The 23,499-nt window shown below is 44.5% G+C and carries 20 protein-coding genes and 1 rRNA gene; 6 read left to right on the top strand and 15 right to left on the bottom strand.

The genetic code is table 11. The features are described from left to right. Both ABUE30_RS12525 and gmhB read right to left on the bottom strand, forming a co-directional pair. A 16S ribosomal RNA gene (locus ABUE30_RS12525) occupies window positions 1–459 on the bottom strand; the annotation flags it as partial. Between the two features lie 437 nt (window positions 460–896). Then, window positions 897–1,454 (bottom strand): D-glycero-beta-D-manno-heptose 1,7-bisphosphate 7-phosphatase, encoded by a 558-nt coding sequence (gmhB, locus tag ABUE30_RS12520; protein WP_408624122.1) that lies wholly within the window; start codon window positions 1,452–1,454, stop codon window positions 897–899. Between the two features lie 193 nt (window positions 1,455–1,647). Here gmhB and ABUE30_RS12515 point away from each other — a divergent pair, with 193 nt between their 5' ends. From ABUE30_RS12515 to ABUE30_RS12490, 6 genes are all read left to right on the top strand, one after another. Next, a complete protein-coding gene (locus ABUE30_RS12515; protein WP_408624121.1) occupies window positions 1,648–2,682 on the top strand; it encodes an NADP(H)-dependent aldo-keto reductase in 1,035 nt (344 codons plus the stop codon). Between the two features lie 46 nt (window positions 2,683–2,728). Then, a complete protein-coding gene (rcsF, locus tag ABUE30_RS12510) occupies window positions 2,729–3,121 on the top strand; it encodes an Rcs stress response system protein RcsF (protein WP_408624120.1) in 393 nt (130 codons plus the stop codon). Beyond that, window positions 3,118–3,804, top strand: coding sequence for a tRNA (N6-threonylcarbamoyladenosine(37)-N6)-methyltransferase TrmO (tsaA, locus tag ABUE30_RS12505; protein WP_408624119.1), 687 nt, complete (start codon window positions 3,118–3,120; stop codon window positions 3,802–3,804). The genes rcsF and tsaA overlap by 4 nt, the downstream gene beginning before the upstream one ends. Beyond that, complete coding sequence (locus tag ABUE30_RS12500; RefSeq protein ID WP_408624117.1) at window positions 3,774–4,406, top strand: acyltransferase; 633 nt, start codon at window positions 3,774–3,776, stop codon at window positions 4,404–4,406. Before tsaA ends, ABUE30_RS12500 begins: the two co-directional genes overlap by 31 nt. A 64-nt stretch (window positions 4,407–4,470) precedes the next feature. Continuing rightward, on the top strand, window positions 4,471–6,180 hold the full coding sequence (locus tag ABUE30_RS12495; protein WP_408624116.1) for a proline--tRNA ligase: 1,710 nt from the start codon (window positions 4,471–4,473) through the stop codon (window positions 6,178–6,180). 206 nt (window positions 6,181–6,386) lie between these two features. Further along, on the top strand, window positions 6,387–7,256 hold the full coding sequence (locus ABUE30_RS12490; RefSeq protein ID WP_408624115.1) for a GGDEF domain-containing protein: 870 nt from the start codon (window positions 6,387–6,389) through the stop codon (window positions 7,254–7,256). Here ABUE30_RS12490 and tilS read toward each other — a convergent pair. From tilS to ABUE30_RS12425, 13 genes are read right to left on the bottom strand one after another with little or no spacing between them, the layout of a single operon-like run. Continuing rightward, the gene (tilS, locus tag ABUE30_RS12485; protein ID WP_408624114.1) at window positions 7,207–8,547 is read right to left on the bottom strand and encodes a tRNA lysidine(34) synthetase TilS; all 1,341 of its coding nucleotides are present in this window, start codon (window positions 8,545–8,547) and stop codon (window positions 7,207–7,209) included. The genes ABUE30_RS12490 and tilS overlap by 50 nt on opposite strands. 37 nt (window positions 8,548–8,584) lie before the next feature. Beyond that, entirely contained in the window at window positions 8,585–9,541 is a 957-nt protein-coding gene (accA, locus tag ABUE30_RS12480; RefSeq protein WP_408624113.1) for an acetyl-CoA carboxylase carboxyl transferase subunit alpha, read from the bottom strand. A gap of 13 nt (window positions 9,542–9,554) precedes the next feature. After that, window positions 9,555–13,037 carry a DNA polymerase III subunit alpha gene (gene dnaE / locus ABUE30_RS12475; protein ID WP_408624112.1) on the bottom strand — a complete coding sequence of 1,161 codons (3,483 nt, stop codon included), beginning with the start codon at window positions 13,035–13,037 and terminating at the stop codon, window positions 9,555–9,557. Beyond that, a complete protein-coding gene (gene rnhB, locus ABUE30_RS12470) occupies window positions 13,027–13,638 on the bottom strand; it encodes a ribonuclease HII (protein WP_408624111.1) in 612 nt (203 codons plus the stop codon). The genes dnaE and rnhB overlap by 11 nt, the downstream gene beginning before the upstream one ends. After that, window positions 13,635–14,777 carry a lipid-A-disaccharide synthase gene (gene lpxB / locus ABUE30_RS12465; protein ID WP_408624134.1) on the bottom strand — a complete coding sequence of 381 codons (1,143 nt, stop codon included), beginning with the start codon at window positions 14,775–14,777 and terminating at the stop codon, window positions 13,635–13,637. The genes rnhB and lpxB overlap by 4 nt, the downstream gene beginning before the upstream one ends. A 17-nt stretch (window positions 14,778–14,794) precedes the next feature. Then, window positions 14,795–15,583, bottom strand: a complete 789-nt coding sequence (gene lpxA, locus ABUE30_RS12460) for an acyl-ACP--UDP-N-acetylglucosamine O-acyltransferase (RefSeq protein ID WP_408624110.1) — start codon at window positions 15,581–15,583, stop codon at window positions 14,795–14,797. Next, window positions 15,580–16,035: a 3-hydroxyacyl-ACP dehydratase FabZ gene (fabZ, locus tag ABUE30_RS12455; protein WP_408624108.1), complete on the bottom strand. Its 456-nt coding sequence runs from the start codon at window positions 16,033–16,035 to the stop codon at window positions 15,580–15,582. The genes lpxA and fabZ overlap by 4 nt, the downstream gene beginning before the upstream one ends. Window positions 16,036–16,052: 17 nt before the next feature. Beyond that, window positions 16,053–17,090, bottom strand: a complete 1,038-nt coding sequence (gene lpxD / locus ABUE30_RS12450; RefSeq protein WP_408624106.1) for a UDP-3-O-(3-hydroxymyristoyl)glucosamine N-acyltransferase — start codon at window positions 17,088–17,090, stop codon at window positions 16,053–16,055. A 26-nt stretch (window positions 17,091–17,116) separates the two neighbouring features. Next, on the bottom strand, window positions 17,117–17,626 hold the full coding sequence (locus ABUE30_RS12445) for an OmpH family outer membrane protein (RefSeq protein ID WP_408624105.1): 510 nt from the start codon (window positions 17,624–17,626) through the stop codon (window positions 17,117–17,119). A 20-nt stretch (window positions 17,627–17,646) separates the two neighbouring features. Further along, on the bottom strand, window positions 17,647–20,073 hold the full coding sequence (bamA, locus tag ABUE30_RS12440) for an outer membrane protein assembly factor BamA (RefSeq protein ID WP_408624104.1): 2,427 nt from the start codon (window positions 20,071–20,073) through the stop codon (window positions 17,647–17,649). A 20-nt stretch (window positions 20,074–20,093) separates the two neighbouring features. Further along, window positions 20,094–21,449, bottom strand: coding sequence for a sigma E protease regulator RseP (gene rseP, locus ABUE30_RS12435; RefSeq protein ID WP_408624103.1), 1,356 nt, complete (start codon window positions 21,447–21,449; stop codon window positions 20,094–20,096). Beyond that, the gene (gene ispC, locus ABUE30_RS12430) at window positions 21,449–22,642 is read right to left on the bottom strand and encodes a 1-deoxy-D-xylulose-5-phosphate reductoisomerase (protein ID WP_408624102.1); all 1,194 of its coding nucleotides are present in this window, start codon (window positions 22,640–22,642) and stop codon (window positions 21,449–21,451) included. The genes rseP and ispC overlap by 1 nt, the downstream gene beginning before the upstream one ends. Further along, window positions 22,639–23,487 (bottom strand): phosphatidate cytidylyltransferase, encoded by an 849-nt coding sequence (locus ABUE30_RS12425; RefSeq protein ID WP_408624101.1) that lies wholly within the window; start codon window positions 23,485–23,487, stop codon window positions 22,639–22,641. The genes ispC and ABUE30_RS12425 overlap by 4 nt, the downstream gene beginning before the upstream one ends. Window positions 23,488–23,499 lie beyond the last annotated feature (12 nt).

Here is a 23,499-nt window from a genome sequence, read left to right as displayed (position 1 = left end):
ACCCTTTCCTCACAACTGAAAGTGCTTTACAACCCGAAGGCCTTCTTCACACACGCGGCATGGCTGCATCAGGGTTTCCCCCATTGTGCAATATTCCCCACTGCTGCCTCCCGTAGGAGTCTGGGCCGTGTCTCAGTCCCAGTGTGGCTGATCATCCTCTCAAACCAGCTAGAGATCGTCGCCTTGGTAAGCCATTACCTTACCAACTAGCTAATCTCACTTGGGTGCATCTAGTAGTGCAAGGCCCCGAAAGGTCCCCTGCTTTGGTCCGTAGACATTATGCGGTATTAGCCACCGTTTCCAGTGGTTGTCCCCCGCTACTAGGCAGCTCCCCAAGCATTACTCACCCGTCCGCCACTCGTCAGCAAGAAAGCAAGCTTTCTCCTGTTACCGTTCGACTTGCATGTGTTAGGCCTGCCGCCAGCGTTCAATCTGAGCCATGATCAAACTCTTCAATTTAAAATCATATACTCATCGAATTCTGTTAATTGACAGTGTTAGTCACTTACAAAATGATGATTTTTCTTAATACTTTGCGAATCATCTTCTGCGAGTGCCCACACAGATTGCTTGATAAATTGTTAAAGAACGTTGCCTCATTGAGCGTTATAACTCATTGAAGCGGATACAAATCTTACGCATCACCCTGGTAAAAGTCAACTAAAATTCTTAATTTTAATTTAGACCCTCAGGTTTTAATCAATTGCCAATCATTAAATTAACTAACTGATTTAACTGGAATTTGCAATTGCTTTAGAAGCTGTTGCGCCGTCTCAGTGGTGGTGCATTATAGGGATCTTGCAGCGCAGCGCAAGTGGTTTTTACAGCAAATTTAAATTTATTTTAAAGTCACAGCAAAGCAACAAGATAACCACAGGGTTATCCACAAACCACTATCATTTAGCTAAAATAATTTCGCTTGCAGCAGCTAAATTGGCAATGACTTGCTCAGCAAGTTCTTCAGTTGAGGATGAGATTGCTTCCCCACTTCGAACCAATAACCGATGTTGAACGCCCGCACGCTTTGCAGCTAGCAAATCACTCTCTTTATCACCAACCATCCAAGACTGTTCGAGATCAATATCAAGTTCCTCGGCTGCTTGCATGAACATCCCTGGGTTTGGTTTGCGACAATCACAAACTTGCTGATAATCCTCGCCACCATAGTCAGGGTGATGCGGGCAATAATAGATGCCATCTAATGTCACACCGCGATCCACTAACGACCAGTCCATCCATTCAGTTAACGCTAAAAAATCAGCTTCACTAAATACGCCACGCGCGATACCTGATTGATTAGTCACCACAACAACTAACCAACCTGCTTTTTTAAACGCTTGCATCGCTTCGATACTTCCTTCTATAAAATGGAAATCATCGACGCATCCGACATAGTTCCCGTCTTCATTGATCACACCATCGCGATCAAGAAATATTGCCGGTTGTTTTGCCATAGATTTATCTCTTTTGTTGCATTGTTATATAGGTGCTCAGTTTAACTGATTAGCTGTTGATTGGTAGTAGAGATTGCAGGACTAAAGCTCTTTAAATGTTGCGTAACCTGCTTGATTCAAGCAGACTTTGGTAGAGTATAAGTCAACTATTAGATCAAATGTCCGTAGTAAGCGGGAACTTGGAGTTATCACCATGCAATACCATAGCATTGCACACAGTCAGCTTGAGGTTAGTAAACTTTGTCTAGGCACTATGACTTGGGGCAAACAAAATAGTGAGGATGAAGCCCATCAACAACTTGATTATGCATTGTCGCGCGGAATTAACTTTATCGATACCGCAGAGATGTATCCAGTTCCACCAGAGCCTGAAACACAAGGTTTAACCGAACAATATATAGGGAGTTGGCTGGCTAAGACGGGGATTCGTGAAAAAATAGTTTTAGCTTCTAAAGTCTCTGGGCCAAATCGCACTAATCATATCCGCGAGAACATGCGTTTAGATCGACGTAATATTCGTGAAGCCATTCATGCCTCACTTTCTCGACTGCAAACCGATTATCTCGATCTTTATCAGCTACACTGGCCAGATCGTAATGCCAACTTTTTCGGGAAGTTGGGTTATCAAGCTAATCCTGATGAATTTTATACGCCAATCATTGAGACATTAGAAGCATTGAACGAATTGGTAAAGGAAGGAAAAATTCGCTATGTCGGTGTTTCAAATGAAACAGCATGGGGAGTCAGCCAATATCTACGTCTTGCAGAAAAGCATGATTTACCACGTATCGTGACTATTCAAAACCCATATAACTTACTCAATCGCAGCTTTGAAACAGGGTTAGCTGAGTTTGCTCATCGTGAAGGTGTGGGGCTATTAGCTTACTCACCACTAGCCTTTGGTATGCTGTCAGGTAAATACATGGATGATACGTGGCCCAAAGATGCTCGCCTAACACTGTTCTCACGCTTTTCTCGTTATCTTTCAGACCAAGGTAAAGCCGCTACAAAAGCTTATGTTGATCTGGCCCGAGCACATCAACTTGATCCAGCACAAATGGCCCTTGCTTATGTAACATCACGCCCTTTTGTTGCATCTAATATCATTGGTGCGACAACGATGGAACAATTGACCTCAAATATTGATAGCTTTGAATTGACACTATCAGATGAATTACTTGAGCAAATTGAAATCATCCATCATCAATTCACTTACCCTTGCCCTTAACTTTGTCGCGATTGCAGCGGTTTTCACCGCTGCTTGTGAGTTTATAATGAAATGTCTTCTATATATTGGGATTACCTCCGCCGTTATAATGAGTCTTATCGGCTGCAGCTCTGACTATTCGATCAAAACTAATGTTGATCCGCAAAATGTTAAGAACTATTTCAAGACATCCGGGGTTGACGTACTCAGCAACGCACAATTAAACACCCATCTATATAAGGTGTTAGGTACGGTTGAAGGAAGTGCCTGTCAAGCCAAGGCCAATCAACCCCATGCCACTCAAAGCCAGGCCCGGGTAGATGTGCTAAGGCGTGCGGCCGATATGGGCGCCAATGGTTTGGTTTATTCAACCTGTTTGAGTCACCCCGCAGATAATGTCTGTTTAAGTTCAGTGAGCTGTTATGGCAAAGCTGTGAAATTACTGGACCAAACACAATGAGCCACACCATAGAGCCGATTGGGTATATTAAATCCCCCTATAAAGAGAAGTTTGCAGTGCCCCGTCAGCCTGGATTGGTTAAGGCTGCACGTCTTCAGCTCATGCTCGTAAGCCCCTATGATGCACGCGAAATTGTAGACGGGTTAGAATCATTCAGTCATGTTTGGCTGATCTTTGGCTTTCACCAAAATATAGCGGCAGGTTGGCAAAATAAAGTTCGTCCGCCTCGCTTAGGTGGTAATCATAAGGTGGGTGTATTTGCCAGTCGCTCAACATTTCGCCCTAATGGACTGGGCTTGTCCGTCTTAGAGCTGCAACGTATTGACTATAATAGTGGCATGCCGATACTGCACTTTAATGGTGGCGATCTCGTCGATGGGACACCCGTGTACGATATCAAACCTTATATTAGCTATGCTGATGCAATCACTGATGCGCAATCTGGCTATGCATCGGCTGCCCCAGGTGAACAACTTGCTGTACTTTGGTCTCAATCAGTACGCCAACAGGTCAGTGATGAAGATGCGATGTTAATCGAGCAAGTGCTCGCTCAAGATCCTCGCCCCAGTTATCGCCGCGCAAAAGCCGACGAGCACGAATACGGGGTCAAACTCATTCACTTTAATATTTGTTTTTCGGTTAAAGATCGACAATGCCACATTCACCAAATCACTCCCCTATAGATTATATAGCCCAACATAAAGAGCGCTTAAGTTGGATGCCTTGGCTCTATTATCAGCTTAAGGCTCGCCATCTCGTTTGGGCGCAGCCATGGCAACAAGAAATACAACGCTATCTCAGTCAGGTTGAAACCATCTGCATTGGTGACAATTGTTTTATCGCCCCACAAGCAAAGCTATTTGCCGAACCAGGAAGAGCAATTGAGATAGGCTCACGGACCTTTATCGCAGCGCAAAGCTTTTTACATGGCCCTATCACATTAGGTCAAGAAGTTGCGATTAACCATCGCTGCAGTTTGGATGGGGGGCGTGCAGGTATTGTGATTGGTGATCAAACACGCATCGCTAACTCGGTCCAAATTTTTGCATTCAACCATGGAATGCACTCGCAACAGCCCATCTATCAGCAACCAACGCGATCACAAGGGGTTAAAATCGGTTGTGATGTATGGATCGGCGCCAGCGCCGGAATTGTCGATGGCGTGACGATTGGTAACCATGCCATTGTCGGTATGCATACTGTCGTGACCCACGATATTCCGGATTGGGCAATTGTTGCTGGGAATCCCGCAAAAATTATTGGCGATCGACGCGACAAATCCTGACAGCTTCACGGCTGCCTGATAAAATCAAACCATCTTGGGTTATAGACATTGTGAAAGGACAACCATGCGTTCTAGCAACTATTTGCTTTCCACTTTAAAAGAGACACCGAGCAGTGCCGAAGTCGTCTCACATCAGCTCATGCTTCGTGCAGGCATGATCCGCAAATTGGCCTCAGGGCTTTATACTTGGTTACCAACAGGGGTAAGGGTCTTACAAAAAGTCCAACAGATCGTGCGTGAAGAAATGAACCGTGCTGGCGCAATTGAGATCAATATGCCAGTTGTCCAACCCGGTGATCTGTGGCAAGAATCTGGGCGCTGGGAAAAATATGGCCCAGAATTGCTACGCATAAAAGATCGCCACGACCGAGATTTCGTTCTTGGTCCAACGCATGAAGAAGTGGTCACCGAACTGGTTCGAAAAGAGATTAGTAGTTATAAACAATTGCCATTGAATCTTTATCAAATCCAAACCAAGTTTCGTGACGAAGTTCGTCCACGCTTTGGTGTCATGCGCTCGCGCGAATTCATCATGAAAGATGCATATTCATTCCACTTAAGCCCAGAGTCATTAGATCAAACCTACCAAACGATGTTCAATGCGTACTGTCGAATTTTTGAACGCCTTGGCTTAGAGTATCGTCCTGTATTGGCAGATAATGGTAGTATTGGTGGTAATGCTTCACACGAATTTCAAGTATTAGCTCAGTCAGGTGAAGATGATATCGTTTTTTCTGATAGTAGCGAATATGCTGCTAATATTGAAAAAGCAGAAGCGCTAGCGCCTAGTGAACCCCGCCAAACACCAACCCAACCAATGATCCTAGTTGATACACCCAATGCCAAAACCATTGAGCAATTGGTTGAGCAATTTGATTTAGCCATCGAACAAACGATTAAAACTTTAGTCGTTGTTGCCTCAAAAGAGGCTGATTGCGAATTAGTGGCTCTGATCGTCCGCGGCGATCACACTTTAAATGAAGTGAAAGCTGAACATCATCCATTGGTTAGCGCGCCATTGCAATTTGCTTCCGATGAGCAGATCCGAGCTATCATTGGCGCAGGTCCAGGTTCACTTGGCCCAGTAAATTTACCAATTCCTATGGTCATTGACCGCACTGTGGCACAAATGAGTGATTTTGGCGCTGGTGCTAATATCGATGATAAACACTACTTTGGCATTAACTGGGAACGTGACTTAGTTCTGCCGGAGGTCGCTGACCTTCGCAATGTTGTTGCAGGCGATCCAAGCCCTTGTGGTCACGGCACGTTGCAGATTAAACGTGGAATCGAAGTAGGTCATATATTCCAATTAGGCGATGTTTATTCAAAAGCCATGAATGCGACAGTGCTCAACGAGCAAGGTAAAAGTCAAGTATTGAGCATGGGCTGCTATGGCATTGGTGTTTCACGTATTGTAGCTGCAGCCATTGAGCAAAACCACGATGACAAAGGCATCATTTGGCCAGAGGCACTTGCGCCTTTTCAGCTCATTATTATCCCAATGAATATGCACAAATCACATCGCGTCCAAAAAGTTGCCGAGCAACTGTACCAACAAGCTCAAGAAGCAGGGATCGAGGTGTTATTTGATGACCGCAAAGAGCGCCCTGGGGTCATGTTTGCTGATGCCGAATTAGTGGGGATTCCCCATACACTCATCATCGGTGAACGCAGTTTAGATAATGGTATAGTCGAATATAAATCACGACGTCAAGGCGAAAAAATCGAGCTTGCTATCGAGCAAGCCATTGCTCATATTCAATCACTCTAAATATTGTTATTTGTTCGAATCAGGCCGTACCAACAGGTGCGGCTTTTTTATCACTTTCAGGTAGTTGAAGCTTGCATTCTGGCCCAGTCAGCCAAGCATCGCGCTCCCCTCTCTAATAAATTAGGATATTTGGAACACTTATTGCTAGGAATCAGCAAGCAAGTGTATGTCGTCAATTATTTGATGATTGAAGAGAAGGTATTGAGATGGATTGGATACAAAATAAAGAAAGCTATCAAAGGTGGAAATATCAACAGCCCGAACAATATCAATGTCATAAGGCATTAACTGCTGATCAGCAACTGACGATTATCGAACACCTCCAAAACACTCAAATGCTTGATGAACTGTTTTATCAATTTATCGATCATTTGTCTGAATATGTCCCTTTTACATCCGTTGTATTTCGCTTTGAAACACATTGCTTTCAAACTCAAGAAATAAATGCGGATGACTACTCTTACTCAGTTCACTTAAATAACTCGCAAGTAACAGGGCAGTTGATCATTACCAACCGTACTCAGTGGTCAGCAAAATTGCTCTCTTATATCCATCGATTTGTAAGATTACTGGAGATTGCACTGCCAAAAGTTCAACAAATTGCCCGTCTTCAATACCAGCTCAGCCACGACCACCTCACTGAAGTTTACAGCCGTCAGGAATTTGACACCCATTTGGCTCAGGTTATCGCACAAAATGAACGGATACATACAGGACTACAATTGCTGGTATGTGATATTGACCGATTTAAGCAAATTAATGATCTATACGGCCATCTCAAAGGTGACAAAGCGCTTCGACATATTGCTTATGGACTCACCCATGCCTGTCGCCAAGGCGATCATCTCTCACGCATCGGGGGAGATGAGTTTGCAGTCATTTTATCCCCAGCCAGCCCGACCTCTTCGCTCAAAGTGATCGAACGGATCAAGCATTGGCTGATAGATAATCCACTGCTACCAGATATTCCACTTTCGTTGAGCTGTGGTTACGCAACATGGCATCCAACCATGAAAGGGGCTGATCTTATTCATCATGCTGACTTGGCAATGTATCGGCATAAAATTGCCAGTTGAGTTGCCGCCCATCTGTTTCGGGGGCAATAAAACGTTCATCAATAAGTTGATCAGCTAAAGCAACCCAGTGCTCACCATAAAATAGTAACGGCACATGGTCGCGCTGCCAAGGTGGTATCTGTAGCTCTTGCAATAACTTTTTCAATGTCCGACTTCCCCCCCGACCCACGGGACGCATCGAGATAGTGCCGACATCAGGGCGAAAACATATCTTAACTATTTCATTAATATGTGGAGAACGTAGCTGGCCACCCGCTTCCATTGATAGCGTCATGCGAGGTAAATTGATGGGTGCAAAAGGATACGACCAAATCAATGCAGTTGCACTAGGCAGCGGTTTAACCCATTGCCAAAAATGCTGAAAACGTCGCAGTGACCCCTCGTTGATATCAATCTTAGGCGCACGATCTGGCGCACATTGCATCTGCTGACAGATTTGCTGAAGCTGATATTGACTTGGGTAAAAACCCGTTTGCTGACGTAACCAAAAACGTAATAAATTTACTTGCCGGGCCGATGATAATTCACTCATTTTCTCAGACAAACGCCCTTTGGCATCCATATATTGGCGCAAGTCAATTTCAGCTAACTCGCCCTGGAGTTGCTGGCTCTGTGCAAGCCACTGGCAACTTTGACTAATTTGTTGGGTAAACTGCGGCCAACGCTGATTCAATCGAGGAAGAATTTGATGGCGAATATAATTGCGATCAAAGCGCTCATCATCATTACTTTCATCCACAATATGGCAGAGCTTGTGACGTTCTGCGTAAGCTTCAATCTGTGCGCGTGAAAACGACAACAGAGGTCGAAGCAATGTACTCTTGCCTAGCGCACGACAATGTGGCATGCCAGCTAAACCTGCGCACCCACTCCCACGTTTAAGGTTGAGTAAAAAAGTTTCCGCTTGGTCGTCTTGATGGTGCGCACAAACCACTGCATAGCCTTGCCCAGTCATTTGCTCAAACACCTGATAGCGAACATGACGGGCTTGCTCTTCAAGACTAAGTCGATGACCTTGAGTCACTTGAACATGTCGATCAAACAGAGGGATTTGCCATTGATCACAAAGCTGTTGGCAAAAAAATAACCAATCATCCGCATTCGCGCTTAACCCGTGATGGACATGCACCGCTGCCAATTTAAATGTCGGTGAGATTTGTCGATAACGCCAAAGAAGATGCGTCAGTACTACCGAATCAATACCGCCGCTTAAGGCAACCACTAATGGTTGATCAGCAGCATGATAACGAGATAATTGGGATAAGAATGACTTTAAATGCAGTATGTCCATCGTTAATAAAGCCCTACTCAAGAGCAGGGCTTATCGGTTAACAATAACCGAAACCCATCAAACGTTTATAACGTGCTTCAAGCAGCTGTTCAATTGATTGCTGCTGTAACACCGAAAGATCTGTGACTAATTTTTCTTTGAGGCGCCCAGCCATCTTTTCAACATCTCGATGAGCGCCGCCTAAGGGTTCTTCAATAATACTATCGATCAAATCTAACTCTTTAAGACGCTGAGCCGTAATTCCCATCGCTTCAGCGGCAACCGATGCCTTATCAGCGCTTTTCCAGAGAATCGACGCACATCCTTCAGGAGAGATCACCGAATAGGTACTGTATTGCAACATATTAACTCGATCACCAACACCGATAGCTAACGCACCGCCCGAACCGCCTTCACCGATCACCGTACAGATAGTAGGAACTTTAAGTTCAGACATCACCAACAAGTTACGCGCAATCGCTTCACTTTGACCTCGTTCTTCAGCACCAACACCCGGGTAAGCCCCTGGAGTATCAATGAAGGTAATAATAGGCATCTTGAAGCGTTCGGCCATTTGCATCAAACGCAGTGCTTTACGATACCCTTCAGGACGTGGCATCCCAAAATTACGCTTAATTTTTTCTTTGGTTTCACGCCCTTTTTGATGGCCTATCACCATCACCGGTTGCTCATTTAATCGCGCAATACCACCAACAATCGCCTGATCATCAGCATATGCCCGATCCCCGCACAACTCATCAAATTCACTAAACACCCGTTCGATATAATCTAATGTATAGGGACGCAGAGGGTGACGAGCAAGTTGAGAAATCTGCCAAGAATTCAGATCACCAAAAATTTTTCGAGTCAGATCCAACTGTTTTTTCTCTAACTGAGCAATCTCTTCGGCCAGGTCAACATTCATGCCCGATTCGCTATTGACCAATCGTAGCTCTTCTATTTGAGCCTGTAGTTCAGCTACTGGCTGTTCAAAATCTAAAAAGTTTAAACTCATAATCTCTTTACTGTCAGTTATATTCCAGTGAAACTTGTTGATGACCTAGAAGTCCGCTAAGACCTTCTAGTAATTCATCATCGGGAGTAACCCGCCAATCTGTCCCTAGCTGGTAGGTGCCTTGTTCATGTTCACCGATATAGTGAATTGTAACCGGACATGTGCCATTACGATAGGGGTCAAGCTTAGAAACAAATTGTTGCCAGAACGACTCGTCAGCTTGTTTCTTTTGAACCACCAACTGCAGGCGGCTTGCCCAACGCTCACGGGCTTGACTGATATCCATGACATCCCGAGCGGTCATTTTAATTCCACCTGAGAAATCGTCAAAACCAACATGCCCCTGCACGACCAAAATCCGATCTTTTTCTATTAAATCCTGATATTTTTCAAATGCTTCAGAGAAAAGCATTACATCTAAACGGCCACTGCGATCATCCAGCTGTAAGATCCCCATTTTGGAACCTCGTTTAGTGATCATCACACGAGCTGAAAGCACTAATCCTGCTGCGGTGGTCGTTGTGTCTCTATCAGTTGGACGCAATTCAGCCAAACGTCCAGAAACAAATTGTTTGAATTCGCTTAAGTAATGGTTAATTGGGTGGCCAGTTAAATACAACCCTAGCGTTTCTTTTTCCCCTTCCAACCAAACTTTATCGCTCCAACGAGCCACATCAACAAATTGTGGGCGACTCACATCGGCCTCAAGCATCAACTCACCGAATAGATCCTTTTGCCCAAAAGCTCGGGCATTGGCTTGTTGACTAGCGGCTTTAATTGCCAGCTCAAGGGTTGCCATTAATGCGGCTCGATGAGGACCGAGCTTATCCATCGCACCGGAAAGAATCAACTTTTCGATCACGCGTTTATTAATTTTTTTCAAATCAACTCGGCAGCAAAAATCAAACAAATCTCGAAATTCACCGTCTTGCTGACGAGCTTCTAGGATCGTTTCAATCGGACCTTCACCAACGCCTTTGATAGCTCCAATCCCGTAAACAATCTCATTGGCATCATTAACCGAGAAGCGATATACCCCACTGTTAACATCTGGTGGAATAATCTTCAGTCCTAAATTGGCACATTCGTCCACTAAGGTCACGATCTTATCGGTGTTGTCCATATCCGCAGACATCACCGCTGCCATGAAAAATGACGCGTAGTGGGTCTTCATCCATAAGGTCTGATAAGAGACCAAAGCATACGCTGCAGAATGAGATTTGTTAAACCCATAGCCAGCGAATTTTTCGACTAAGTCAAAAATTTTCATCGCCAGCTCGCCATCGACACCATTCTCTATGGCGCCTTTTTTAAAGACGGCGCGCTGCTTAGCCATCTCTTCGAGTTTCTTTTTCCCCATAGCGCGACGCAACAAGTCAGCGCCACCCAGAGTGTACCCCGCAAGCACCTGAGCAATTTGCATCACTTGTTCTTGGTAAAGAATAATACCATAGGTTGGCTCTAGGATTGGTTTGAGACTTTCATGCTGCCAGGTTACATCAGGATAAGAAACTTCTTCACGACCATGCTTACGTTCGATAAAGTTATCAACCATCCCTGATTGCAGCGGTCCAGGGCGAAATAAAGCCACTAACGCGATCATATCCTCAAAGCAGTCTGGCTGCAGACGCTTTATTAGATCCTTCATACCACGGGATTCTAACTGAAACACAGCAGTGGTTTTATAGGCTTTTAATATCTCAAAGGAAGGCTGATCATCAAGTGGAATAGCCGCAATATCAATGGGATCTTTGTCTTGTTTGAGTAACTTCTCGTTGGCCATATCCACAGCCCACTGAATGATGGTTAATGTACGAAGGCCAAGGAAGTCAAACTTCACCAAGCCCGCATATTCAACATCACTTTTATCAAACTGTGTAACTGGATGATGGCCTTGGTCATCGCAATAAAGCGGTGCAAAATCGGTAATGGTCGTCGGCGAGATAACCACACCACCGGCATGTTTGCCGGCATTACGAACCACTCCTTCAAGAATACGCGCCATATCGATAAGTTCGCGTACTTCATCATCTTGTTCATAGAGCTCGCCTAAGCGGGGTTCAACCTCAAACGCTTTAGCGAGTGTCATTCCCGGATCAGGTGGGATCATTTTTGAAATACGATCAACAAATCCGTAAGGATGTCCTAGTACCCGACCCACATCTCGGATCACCGCTTTGGCGGCCATAGTTCCAAAGGTAATGATCTGCGAGACTGCATCATGACCATACAGATCACCAACATGTTCAATCACCTCATCGCGCCGATCCATACAAAAATCGACGTCAAAATCAGGCATGGAAACCCGTTCGGGGTTTAAAAATCGTTCGAATAGCAGATCAAAAGCGAGCGGATCTAGATCGGTAATCTTTAATGCATAAGCCACGACCGAACCCGCTCCAGAACCACGTCCAGGCCCAACCGGTATCTGATTATCTTTACTCCACTGGATAAACTCCATTACAATCAGAAAGTAGCCAGGAAAGCCCATTTGTGTAATGACATCGAGTTCACGTTTCAAGCGCGCATCATATTCCCCTCGGCGCTCTGTGCGAACTTGCGGGTCAGGGAACAAAAATTTCAGCCGATCTTCTAAGCCGTGATGCGCTTTTTCACAAAAGAAGGCATTAATCTCTTGCCCGCCCGTTGGAAATTCAGGTAAAAAATATTCACCTAGACGAATAGTCACATTACATCGCTTCGCAATTTCGACAGAATTAGCCAGCGCTTCAGGAATGTCCTCAAATAGCTCACACATCTGTTGTTCGCTGCGCAGATACTGTTCACGGCTATAGAGTTTAGGGCGATTACGATCAGCTAGCGTATAACCATCGTGAATAGCAACACGAATTTCATGAGCTTCAAATTCATCCTCATTAAGAAACACGACCTCATTAGTCGCCACCACGGGTAACTGAAACTCATCGGCTAAACTAATGGCCAGATGCAAATAGGTTTCTTCATCAGGGCGCTGAGTGCGAATCAACTCAAGAAAATAATGACCACTAAAATAGTGCTGATAAAAGGCGACCATCTCTTCGAGCATGGCGCGATTACCTTTGAGTAGAGCCCGTCCGATATCCCCCTCACGCCCTCCCGAGAGAATAATAATTCCTTGGCGATGCTCCACTAACCAATCGCGATCAATAACGGGGCGGCCTTTGATATGACCACGTAGATAGGCTTTAGAAATCAACTGAGTAATATTTTGATAGCCAACATTGTCTTTCGCTAAAATTACTAACCGGGTTTGCTCATCACCAAGTACATCACTTTGCATCCAAAAATCAGCACCGATGATTGGCTTAACCCCTTTATTGTGGGCTTCACCATAAAATTTTACCACTCCACAAAAATTTGTCTGGTCAGTTAAAGCCATCGCCGGCATCTGCTGACTGGCAACCGCGGCTACAATCGGTTTAACCTTTTTTAGGCCATCGACCATAGAGTAGTCGCTATGAATGCGCAGATGCACAAACCGAGGTTCAGCACTCATACTTTGCCTCCATTAACTCAACTAAACGTTGGACAGGCTTAAAACTACGTCGATAACCATCGATAAGGCCATATTGAGTCAATCGTTCAAGATGCAGTTTCGTCGGGTAACCTTTGTGTTGGGCAAATTGATAGTGGGGATATAATTTATCAAGTTCATACATCTGTTGATCGCGAGTGACTTTCGCCAAAATTGAGGCGGCACTAATTTCAGCGACTAAACCATCACCTTTAATAATCGCGTCACTGGGGCAGTGAAATTTCGGTGTTCTATTACCGTCAACAAGGACAAAATCAGGGACGATGCTTAACCCCTCAACAGCACGGCTCATAGCTAACATGGTCGCGTGAAGAATATTTAGGGAATCAATCTCTTGGGGAGATGCGTAGCCAATCGCCCAACACAGTGCATCCGCCGTAATTTGCTCATATAGCGCCTGACGTTTTTTCTCAGATAATTTCTTTGAATCATTCAATCCGATAATTGGCTTAGACGGGTCGAGAATCACCGCAGCTGTTACTACATCACCGACCAAAGGGCCTCGCCCGACTTCATCAACGCCAGCAATATAACGAAAACCTTGGGGATAATTAAAAGTCATGATTCGATCACCCGTTTAATCGCCGCTGCCGCTTTTACATCAGCCTGGCAACGGATCTGTTGGTGTAAATAACTAAACCGAGTGTGAAGCGCTTGCTGCTCATCGCGCAGCAACGGTAATAAGGCATCCGCAAGAACCGCTGGCTCACATTGTTCTTGAATACACTCGGGCACAAGTAATTCATCGGCGAGTAAGTTGGGCAGCGATACATAAGGCGTTTTAACCAATCGCTGGGCAATCCAGTAGGTCAACGGTTTAAGCTTATAGCCAACCACCATGGGGCGATTAACCAGCATAGCTTCAAGAGCAGCCGTTCCCGATGCCAGTAAGATCGCATCACTAGCGGCCATTACTTGCCGAGCCTGCCCATCGACTAGATGCATCCGCACATGGCATGGATGCTCAGCTAAAATTGCTTCAAATTGCGCTCGGCGATTATCGTTAACGAGCGGCACTACGACTTCTAAAGCGGGTAACTCCTGAGCTATTCGATTAACCGTATCAATAAAAGGTCGGCTCAACAGTTCAACTTCTGCCTTTCGACTCCCCGGTAATAGTGCCAATAGCGGGCCTTGAGGAGCCAGTTGCAATACCTGGCGAGCCGGTTCTTTAGCAACATTCAAGGCGATAGCATCAGCCATAGTGTGTCCAACAAACTCACAAGGTACATTAAAACTATCATAAAATGCTTTTTCAAAGGGCAAAAATGCTAACAATAGATCACAAGCGCGTTTGATTTTAAACACGCGTTTTTGCTTCCAAGCCCAAACTGAAGGACTCACATAGTGGACCGTTTTTATTCCCGCATTATGAAGTTTTTGCTCGACACCTAAGTTAAAATCAGGAGCATCGATACCAATAAATACATCAGGCTTTTGCGCTATTAAGCGCTTTAGCAGTTGTCTGCGAACGCTTAAGATACGTGGTAATTTCTCCAGCACCTCAACAATTCCCATAACAGCGAGCTCATCCATTTCGAAATAGGCTTCACAGCCCTGCGCTTGCATGAGCGGGCCTGCAATTCCATAAAATTGGGCGTGAGGATAGAGCAACTTGAGTTGCTCTATCAAACCAGCACCTAAAATATCGCCGGAGACTTCTCCGGCGACAAGGGCAATTTTAATCGGTAATAGCGACATATGCGGCTTAGCTACATTCACCGAATAATCCCTCGGCCATGATCACTTAAGAAATCAACAAAAGCCTTCACTTCCACAAATTGCTTGCTCAATTCGCTCATTAGCTCTATCGCTTGCTCAATGGTATTTCCCTCTCTATAGAGGATTTTATAAGCACGGCGCAGTGCCTTGATAGCATCTTTACTAAAACCACGACGCAGCAATCCTTCACTGTTAATTGTGACAGGACGAGCATAGTTACCCACCGCCATAACATAAGGAGGCACATCTTTATTCAGAGCAGCACAACCACCAATAAAGGCATGCGCCCCAACCTTACCAAATTGATGAATCGCAGCTAACCCACCAAAAATGACATAATCACCAATGCTCACATGGCCAGCTAAGGTGGCATTGTTAGCAAAAATACAATGATCACCGATTATACAATCATGGGCAACATGGGCATTTACCATGAACAAATTATTGTGCCCAACTTGAGTAATACCACGGTCCTGAATGGTTCCTCGATGCATGGTGACACTTTCACGAATCGTGTTGTTATCACCAATTACCAGTGCAGTATCTTCGCCGAGATACTTGAGATCTTGGCAATTTTCGCCAATTGAGGCAAATTGAAAAATACGATTATTTTGACCAATGCTCGTGCGACCTTTAATAACAACATGCGAACCAATCCAGCTATTTTCTCCAATGGTTACATCGCCTTCCAGTACACTGTAGGCCCCAATCTGAACACCCGCTTTTACAGTGACATTGTCACCGATAAGCGCGGTTGGATGAATCATTGCAGTTGAATCGATCATTTATATTCTCTTCGGGCACACATAATAGTAGCAGAACAGACTAGTTCACCATCAACTTTGGCGACACCACTAAATTTGCCAACGCCCCGCATATCACGCAAATAGTCAATTTCAAGATGAATAACATCTCCAGGACCGACTGGACGTTTAAAGCGTGCTTTATCGATCCCAGCGAAATAATAAAGCTCATTTTCACGCGGTTTTCCAGCTGATTTAAATGCCAAAATACCAGTTGCCTGCGCCATCGCTTCGAGTAACATCACACCTGGAAAGACAGGACGTTCAGGAAAATGCCCAGTAAAAAACGGTTCGTTAAAGCTCACATTTTTTATGGCGTGAATTGATTTTCCTACTTCAAAATCCAATACTCGGTCAACCAATAAAAAAGGGTAACGGTGCGGGAGTAACTCTAGAATATCTTGAATTTCTAGACGATTAAGTTCCTGAGTCAAAATTTTATTTCCTGTTATTACTTGTTATTATCAGCGTTAAGTTTACTAAGTTGGTGTTCCAACTCACGTAACCGCTTATTCATGTCATCAATTTTCATCACACGAGCTGCTGTTTTACGCCATTCTTTATTACTTTGCGCTGGGATACCAGAGGAATACACCCCGGGTTGATCAATTGGACGCATCACCATCGACATACCAGAAATGTGGACCTGGTCACATATTTCCATGTGGCCATTGAACACACTGGCACCGCCAATGACACAATATTTACCGACTTTAAGGCTGCCAGCCATCGTGGTGCAACCTGCAATTGCAGTATTCTCACCGATCTCGACATTATGAGCAATCTGGCACAAATTGTCGATGATGACGCCATCATGGATGATAGTGTCTTCTAAGGCACCGCGATCAATACATGTCGCCGCACCGATTTCGACATGATTACCAATAATCACCCTGCCAGTTTGTGGAATTTTAATCCACTGACCGCGATCATTCGCATAACCAAACCCATCTGAACCAATAACGGCACCCGCTTGGATTAAACAATCATATCCAATTTGAACCTCGTGATAGATACTAACATTGGCCCACAATTTAGTGCGTTGACCAATTTGGGCTCGCTGTCCGACAAAGCAACCTGCCCCAATCTGGCATTCATCGCCCAGTTGGACACCCGATTCAACAACAGCATTGGCCCCCACGTAAACATTTTTCCCCATAACCACATCCTCAGCTATTACAGCTGAGGGGTGGATAGATGTCGCACTGGCTGGTGTCGTATCTAAGTGATAAGCCAATTTAGCGTAGGCTAGATAGGGATCTTTGACCACAATCACCGCACCTTTGGCAAATCTGGCATCGGCTGCAGAAATTAAGATGACGCCAGCCTGACAACTTGCTAACTGTTCCCGATAGCGGCTATCAGTTAAAAATGTCGCATCTGTGGGCCCTGCTTTGGGCAGTGGGGCTATTTTTTCAATTGAAGCCTGATGTGACCCATGCAGTTCCCCACCAACCCACTGCGCAATTTGCTCTAATGTAACGGTCATTGTTTCTACTCTTTTTACTTTACAACTTATTTTTCTTTACTGACTGCATCGATCACTTGTTTAGAAATATCCATACCTGGTTTAGCATAAGCCGTTGCATCAGTTGGCAGTACAAGATCTAAGTTTTTCTGTTTAGCAATTGTTGCAACAGCCTTTTGAATTTTATCAATCAGTTTTTGCTGTTCTTGCTGACTTTCCTGACGGCGATCATCTTCATAATTTTTACGTTTGAGTTGAAATTCAGTTTGCAATTCTTCGAGTTTACGATTGAGTTGCGTTTGTTCAGCATCACTCATCAACCCTTTATTCTTCTGGCGTTTTTGATAAAGCGCTTTTATATTGCTTTGCAACCCTTCTAGCTCTTTTACCCGACCCGCAAAATCTTGTTGCAGTTTTTTCATCACCACTTCACGTTGTGGTAATTGCTGAAACACCTCGCGCATATCAATCGTTGCGATCTTAGTCGCAGCAAATGTTGCGCCAACCGGAGTCATTAAAGCTACGGTTAACAATGCTCGTTGAATCAATTTGCTCACAGGAAACTCCTATCGTTTACTTAAAAAGTCTGGCCTAAATTAAATGAGAAGAACTCGGTATTATCACCTGGATATTTTTTGATAGGTTTTGCAAGTGCAAAAACAACCGGTCCAATTGGTGACCACCACTGCAAGGATATACCAGCAGCTGCTCTGACTCGACCAAAATGACTATAATCACCAATTTGGTCGCAGTTACGAACACACTGAGCCAATGCAGCCGATGTATCATATTCTGTATCCCACACCGAGCCAAAATCAACAAATGCCGTGGTGCGCAGCGAACCAGCGTATGCCTCACTAACGAACGGGGTTGGGAAAATTAATTCCAAACTCCCCACTGCTAAGCCATTACCCCCGGTTGCCCCACCCGGTACATATTCATTTTTACCACCAGAGTAATTTTGATAAAGTGCCCGCGGCCCTACAGTGTTGGAGGAGAAACCACGAATACTTCCCCAGCCACCCGCGTAAAAATTATCAAAAAATGGCAGGACCTGATCATTACCATTGACCTTACCATAGCCATTACCATACCCAACTTTGCCATGAGCCATCAAAACCCATTTGTGACTACTACTCAGCGGGAAGTAGTTACGCGTGTCAATACTGGTTTTAAAATACTGCGTATCAGATCCCGGGACTGAGAATTCAAAATTAAACTGTTGGTTTGACCCTGCTGTTGGAAACTTGCCATAGTCAAGTGTATTTCGAGTCCAGCCTAAAGTCACTGTGACATTTTTGAATTTAAGGGTGTTATTTTTAGCATCTTTATAGCCGCTATATATATCCCAGAACTGACGAATTTGCTCATATGGATCTGCTTGTGAAATTTTATTAATTTCACCCCCTAGACCAATTGATAAACGATTATTTTCATTCACAGGGAAGCCCAGTGTTCCTTTAAGACCAATCGTCCTATTGGTATAACTGACAAGATTTGCTTTAGAAGCGTTAAAATCTTTGTAATATAGGTCTTCACCTAAGCTAACCGCATCTTTAGTAAAATAAGGGTTATTATGGGAGAACGTGAGCGATTTAGAATAGGTATTACGAGTTCCATTAATCGACACCGAGTCCCCAGTACCTAGAAAGTTCTTTTGTGTCACACCTGCGTTTAAACTAATTTTTGAGGTTGTCCCATAACCAATCCCTGCGGTTACCGAACCTGTGGGCTGCTCTTGGACTGCAATATCCACATCAACTTGGTCGCTTGAACCAGGAACTCGCTGAGTTTGACTATCCACTTTTTTGAAGAAGCCAAGTCGATTCAAGCGTTTTTTCGACTGTTCTAGATTTTGACCAGAAAGCCAAGTCCCTTCCATCTGACGCAGTTCACGGCGGACCACCACTTCATTAGTCACAAGGTTTCCACTCACATTGATATGACGCACATAGATCCGTTGGCCCGGATCAACTGAAACGTTTAATGTGACAGTTTTACTTTTATCATCAATTTTTGGATAAACTCGGATCTGCGGGTACGCATAGCCATCACGTCCTAAAAATTTCTCCAAAATGTCTTGCATCTGTGAAATGTCAGAACCGTTATAAGTTGATCCAGGTTTAATTGGAATCAACTTTTCCATCTGATCTTTCTTACCTAACAGATTACCATCTAAGACAACTTTATTGATGGTATAAATATCGCCTTCATGGATATTCATCGTGATATACACTTGATGCTTATCTGGCGTTAATTCGATTTGTGTTGAGGTAATTTTAAAACGGGCATAACCACGGTCAAAATAAAAGCTGCGAAGCGTTTCCAAGTCACCTGCTAACTTCTGTTTCTGATATTTTTGGCTTGCCATAAAGTTCCACCAAGGAACATGATCGGTCAACTGCAGTTGTTCGATGAGTTTTTGGTTCGAAAAATGGTAGTTACCAATAATATTGATCTGTTTAATCTTGGCTGAAATTCCCTCTTGGAAGGAAAATTTCAAATCCACTCGATTACGTGGCAGGGTTGTCACAATCGCTTTCACTCTCGCATTGTATTTACCCACCGAGTAATAAAAGTCTTCTAGACCCTTTTCGATATTAGTTAAATTAGTTCGGTCTAATGGCTCTCCCACTTTGATGCCTTGTGCAGACAAACTTTCTTTAAGTTTGTCTTTTTTTACATCATGGTTACCAGAAAACTCTAAACTACTGATGATCGGGCGCTCTCTCACTTTATAGATCAGCGCATTATGATCGCGATAAACTGACACATTTTGAAAGTCACCACTGTGATATAGCCTTTTGAGACTTTGGCTAATATCATCTCTATCCACGTCATCGCCAACTCGAATCGGTAGTTGCAGCAATGCCGCACCCAACGAAACACGTTGTAAACCTTCAACATGAATATCACTGACTTTAAAATCACCTGACTGGGCAGCTAAACTCATCCCTGACCAACATGCGGCCAATGCTGCTGCAAGAAACTTCTTTTTATACATAGAGAAGAAAGAGGTCCTAATTATAAGCGCATTAAATCATTAAACAGAGCAAACATCATCACAATCACTAGTACCGATGCCCCAATTCGCATCCCAACATCCAAGATACGTTCTGAGACAGGCCGCCCAGTAACCGCTTCAATTGCAAAAAATAATAGATGCCCGCCATCTAAAATAGGTAATGGTACTAAATTTAAGATGCCTAAGTTAACACTGACTAATGCTAAAAAGCCAAGAAAATAAATAAATCCATAGTGAGCAGATTGGCCAGCTCCTTTTGCAATCGAAATTGGTCCGCTCAAATTTTCAACTGAAACTTTACCAGACACAAGTTTGCCTAGCATATCAAGCGTCACTCGCGTCATCTGCCAAGTACGCTCCGTCCCCTTCACCAGCGCCTCTAGTGGCCCATACTGCATGGTAATCAAATAATCATCTGGAAATGCTTCAACTTCAGGAGCAACCCCCATAAAACCATACACCTGTCCATTATGCTGGCGTTTTTCTGGAACAACTTTAATATAATGTCGCAGGCCGTCACGCTCAATTGTCAATTCAATAGCTGAGCCGGCATGATGACGAACAAGTGCAGTAAATTGTTGCCAACTTGTTAGCTTGATTTGGTTCACAGCAATCAATTTATCACCTTTTTGTAGACCACTGTTAGCGGCGGGGCTATTGGCAACCGTTTGCGCAACTTGTAAGTGTATCTTCGGCTGATACTGAACCACCCCTATATTTTTAAGTGGATTGCTATTGACTGATTCTTTGCCAATGCGCCAATTCGACAAATCTAAGGTATGTGTTTGAATGTCTCCATTTGACGTTTTTACCTTGACGCTGACAGCTGAATCACCGACTTGCGATATCAAGGATAACATCACTGCATGCCAATCTGACACTGGCCGATCATTTACCGCAATCACTTGCTGGCCTGAACGAAGTCCTGATTGAGCAGCAACAGTACCTGCTGGGATATCCCCAAGAATAGGTTTTACACCAGGGATGCCAACCATCAGCATGAGCCAAAATGCGACAATAGCTAACAAAAAGTTAGCTATTGGACCAGCCGCCACGATCAAAGCACGCTGCCACAAAGGCTGAGTATTAAAAGCTAAATGCTTTAATTCAGCTGGAACGGGCTCAACCCGTTCATCAAGCATTTTAACATACCCCCCCAGAGGGATCAGTGCCAACACATATTCAGTGCCATCATGACCGACCCATGACCAAAGCTTTTTGCCAAAACCGATGGAAAAGCGTTCAACTCTAACACCACAACGGCGAGCAACCCAAAAATGACCAAATTCATGGATCGCGACCAGAAGTCCCAAAGCAACAATGAAGAAAAACGCGTTCCAAATAAAACTTTGCATTAGCACCTATCCCGGACAAACTGGTGTGCATCTTGACGGATTTGTTCATCAAGTGCGAGTAACTCTTCAAGATCCAATGATCGATGCTGCTCGTTCATTGCAGTCAAACAAAACTCAACCACACGAGCAATATCAGTAAAACGGATCTGCTGGTTTAAAAATGCCTCAACAGCTATTTCATTAGCGGCATTTAAAGCAGTTGTCGCAAATTGGCTTTGATAACAAGCATCAATTGCCAACGCCAAACAAGGGTAGCGCTGATAATCAGGTGCGGCAAAAGTTAGTTCTTTGAGTGCTAAAAAGTCCAGAGGTTCCACGCCTGAAGAAATTCTTTGTGGATAAGCCATTGCACAAGCAATAGGCGTCGCCATATCGGGTTCTCCCAGTTGTGCCAACACCGATCCATCTCGGTATTGAACCATTGAGTGAATCACCGACTGAGGATGAATGATAACCTCAAGTTGGTCGCGATTGGTATGGAAAAGTCGTTTGGCTTCGATATACTCAAGGCCTTTATTCATCATTGTAGCTGAGTCAACCGAGATTTTAGCCCCCATCGACCAATTGGGGTGAGCGATTGCTTGCGCCACGGTCACATCACGCAGGCTCTCCAGTGGATAGTCTCGAAAGGGGCCTCCTGAGCCCGTCAGCAAGAGTTTGCTGACCCCTGATGCGGCTAAATCACAAAATCCAAGTTGCTGTTGCACCACTTCAGGTAAACACTGAAACATGGCATTGTGTTCACTATCAACCGGTAAAATCTGCGCGCCACTTTTTTGCGCTTCTTGCATTAATAACAGTCCTGTCATAACAAGCGCTTCTTTATTGGCTAGCAATACCGTTTTACCTGCGCGTACAGCCGCTAAGGTGGGGCTTAAGCCTGCCCCGCCAACTATAGCAGCCATAACCATATCAGCCTGAGAATCACAGCTCGCATCAACTAGCGCTTGAGCTCCTGCATAAACTTCGCATTGATGGGCGCATTGCTCACGAAGTTCATTGGCAGCCATTTCATCCGACATCACCACATAATGCGGTTTAAAGCGCGTAATTAAATCACTCATCCGCGCCACATTACGATGCCCAGTCAAGGCATGGATTTGAAACAACTGCGGATTTTGCGCAACAACTTTAAGGGTACTACGACCAATAGAACCAGTTGCACCGAGGATCACTAATTGACGGGGAGTCATACAAACATCCACAATAAATAACAGAGGGTAAAGACAGGAAGTGCTGCAGTTAAACTATCAATGCGATCAAGAATGCCACCGTGACCGGGTAACAATGCTCCACTATCTTTAATTCCAGCTTCTCGTTTGAGCATACTCTCAAATAGGTCACCGAGTACAGAGGCTAAAGCTGTGAGTAACGACGCCCCGACTATCACCCAAGCATTCCCTCTAACAGCGGGGATCAACCCCAAGAGCAATAGGCAAACCAACATGGCGGCCACTAACCCACCTAATAGTCCTTCGACTGTTTTCTTAGGGCTCACGCGCACAGCCAGTTTATTGCGACCAAATCGGCGCCCAGCAAAGTAAGCGCCACTATCTGCTGACCAAACGAGCAGCAAGGCATAAAGTACCCAACCTGCACCGACCCAAGGATGGAGTTCATTAACACCGCGTAGTGTTAAAATAGACCACCCAAAAGGTAACAATGCGAGCACCCCTGCCATCCATTTTAGCAGACGGCTACGACGCCAAAGCAGGGCACTGACCGGATAGCTTAAAACCAACAACAAAGCAACAACCCAAAAGAAGGCAGCGCTATTAAAAAGCCAGTAGAGCACATCATCATGTACTAATGAATTAAGAGGGAATACACAGAAACTAAGCAGCCACAAAAAACCGAGCGATGAGCTCAGCGCCAAGCGAGCTTTTCGGTGAGAACTAATGAATCCTGACCATTCATAACAGGCAATGAAGACAATTGCAGTTAAGATGAATGCCAATCCTTTCATCGGTAAGAAGAAAATACTAATAATTGCAAGAGGCGCTAATAATAACGCCGTGATAATCCGTTGCCTTAACAAATCAGTCCCCGT

This window comes from Celerinatantimonas yamalensis (genome assembly GCF_046054155.1).
In the GTDB taxonomy this organism is placed as follows: Bacteria; Pseudomonadota; Gammaproteobacteria; order Enterobacterales; family Celerinatantimonadaceae; genus Celerinatantimonas; species Celerinatantimonas yamalensis.
The sequence above is the reverse complement of the archived record's forward strand: the minus strand, read 5'-3'. Positions and strand labels throughout refer to the sequence as shown.

Bases quoted from the DNA above. Each gene is read 5' to 3' on its own strand.
- lpxD (WP_408624106.1), bottom strand. From the start codon at position 17,090: ATGACCGTTACATTAGAGCAAATTGCGCAGTGGGTTGGTGGGGAACTG.
- tilS (WP_408624114.1), bottom strand. From the start codon at position 8,547: ATGGACATACTGCATTTAAAGTCATTCTTATCCCAATTATCTCGTTAT.
- gmhB (WP_408624122.1), bottom strand. From the start codon at position 1,454: ATGGCAAAACAACCGGCAATATTTCTTGATCGCGATGGTGTGATCAAT.
- ABUE30_RS12495 (WP_408624116.1), top strand. From the start codon at position 4,471: ATGCGTTCTAGCAACTATTTGCTTTCCACTTTAAAAGAGACACCGAGC.
- ABUE30_RS12515 (WP_408624121.1), top strand. From the start codon at position 1,648: ATGCAATACCATAGCATTGCACACAGTCAGCTTGAGGTTAGTAAACTT.
- ispC (WP_408624102.1), bottom strand. From the start codon at position 22,642: ATGACTCCCCGTCAATTAGTGATCCTCGGTGCAACTGGTTCTATTGGT.
- tsaA (WP_408624119.1), top strand. From the start codon at position 3,118: ATGAGCCACACCATAGAGCCGATTGGGTATATTAAATCCCCCTATAAA.
- rnhB (WP_408624111.1), bottom strand. From the start codon at position 13,638: ATGACTTTTAATTATCCCCAAGGTTTTCGTTATATTGCTGGCGTTGAT.
- accA (WP_408624113.1), bottom strand. From the start codon at position 9,541: ATGAGTTTAAACTTTTTAGATTTTGAACAGCCAGTAGCTGAACTACAG.
- ABUE30_RS12500 (WP_408624117.1), top strand. From the start codon at position 3,774: ATGCCACATTCACCAAATCACTCCCCTATAGATTATATAGCCCAACAT.
- rseP (WP_408624103.1), bottom strand. From the start codon at position 21,449: ATGCAAAGTTTTATTTGGAACGCGTTTTTCTTCATTGTTGCTTTGGGA.
- rcsF (WP_408624120.1), top strand. From the start codon at position 2,729: ATGAAATGTCTTCTATATATTGGGATTACCTCCGCCGTTATAATGAGT.
- lpxB (WP_408624134.1), bottom strand. From the start codon at position 14,777: ATGTCGCTATTACCGATTAAAATTGCCCTTGTCGCCGGAGAAGTCTCC.
- ABUE30_RS12490 (WP_408624115.1), top strand. From the start codon at position 6,387: ATGGATTGGATACAAAATAAAGAAAGCTATCAAAGGTGGAAATATCAA.
- dnaE (WP_408624112.1), bottom strand. From the start codon at position 13,037: ATGAGTGCTGAACCTCGGTTTGTGCATCTGCGCATTCATAGCGACTAC.
- bamA (WP_408624104.1), bottom strand. From the start codon at position 20,073: ATGTATAAAAAGAAGTTTCTTGCAGCAGCATTGGCCGCATGTTGGTCA.
- lpxA (WP_408624110.1), bottom strand. From the start codon at position 15,583: ATGATCGATTCAACTGCAATGATTCATCCAACCGCGCTTATCGGTGAC.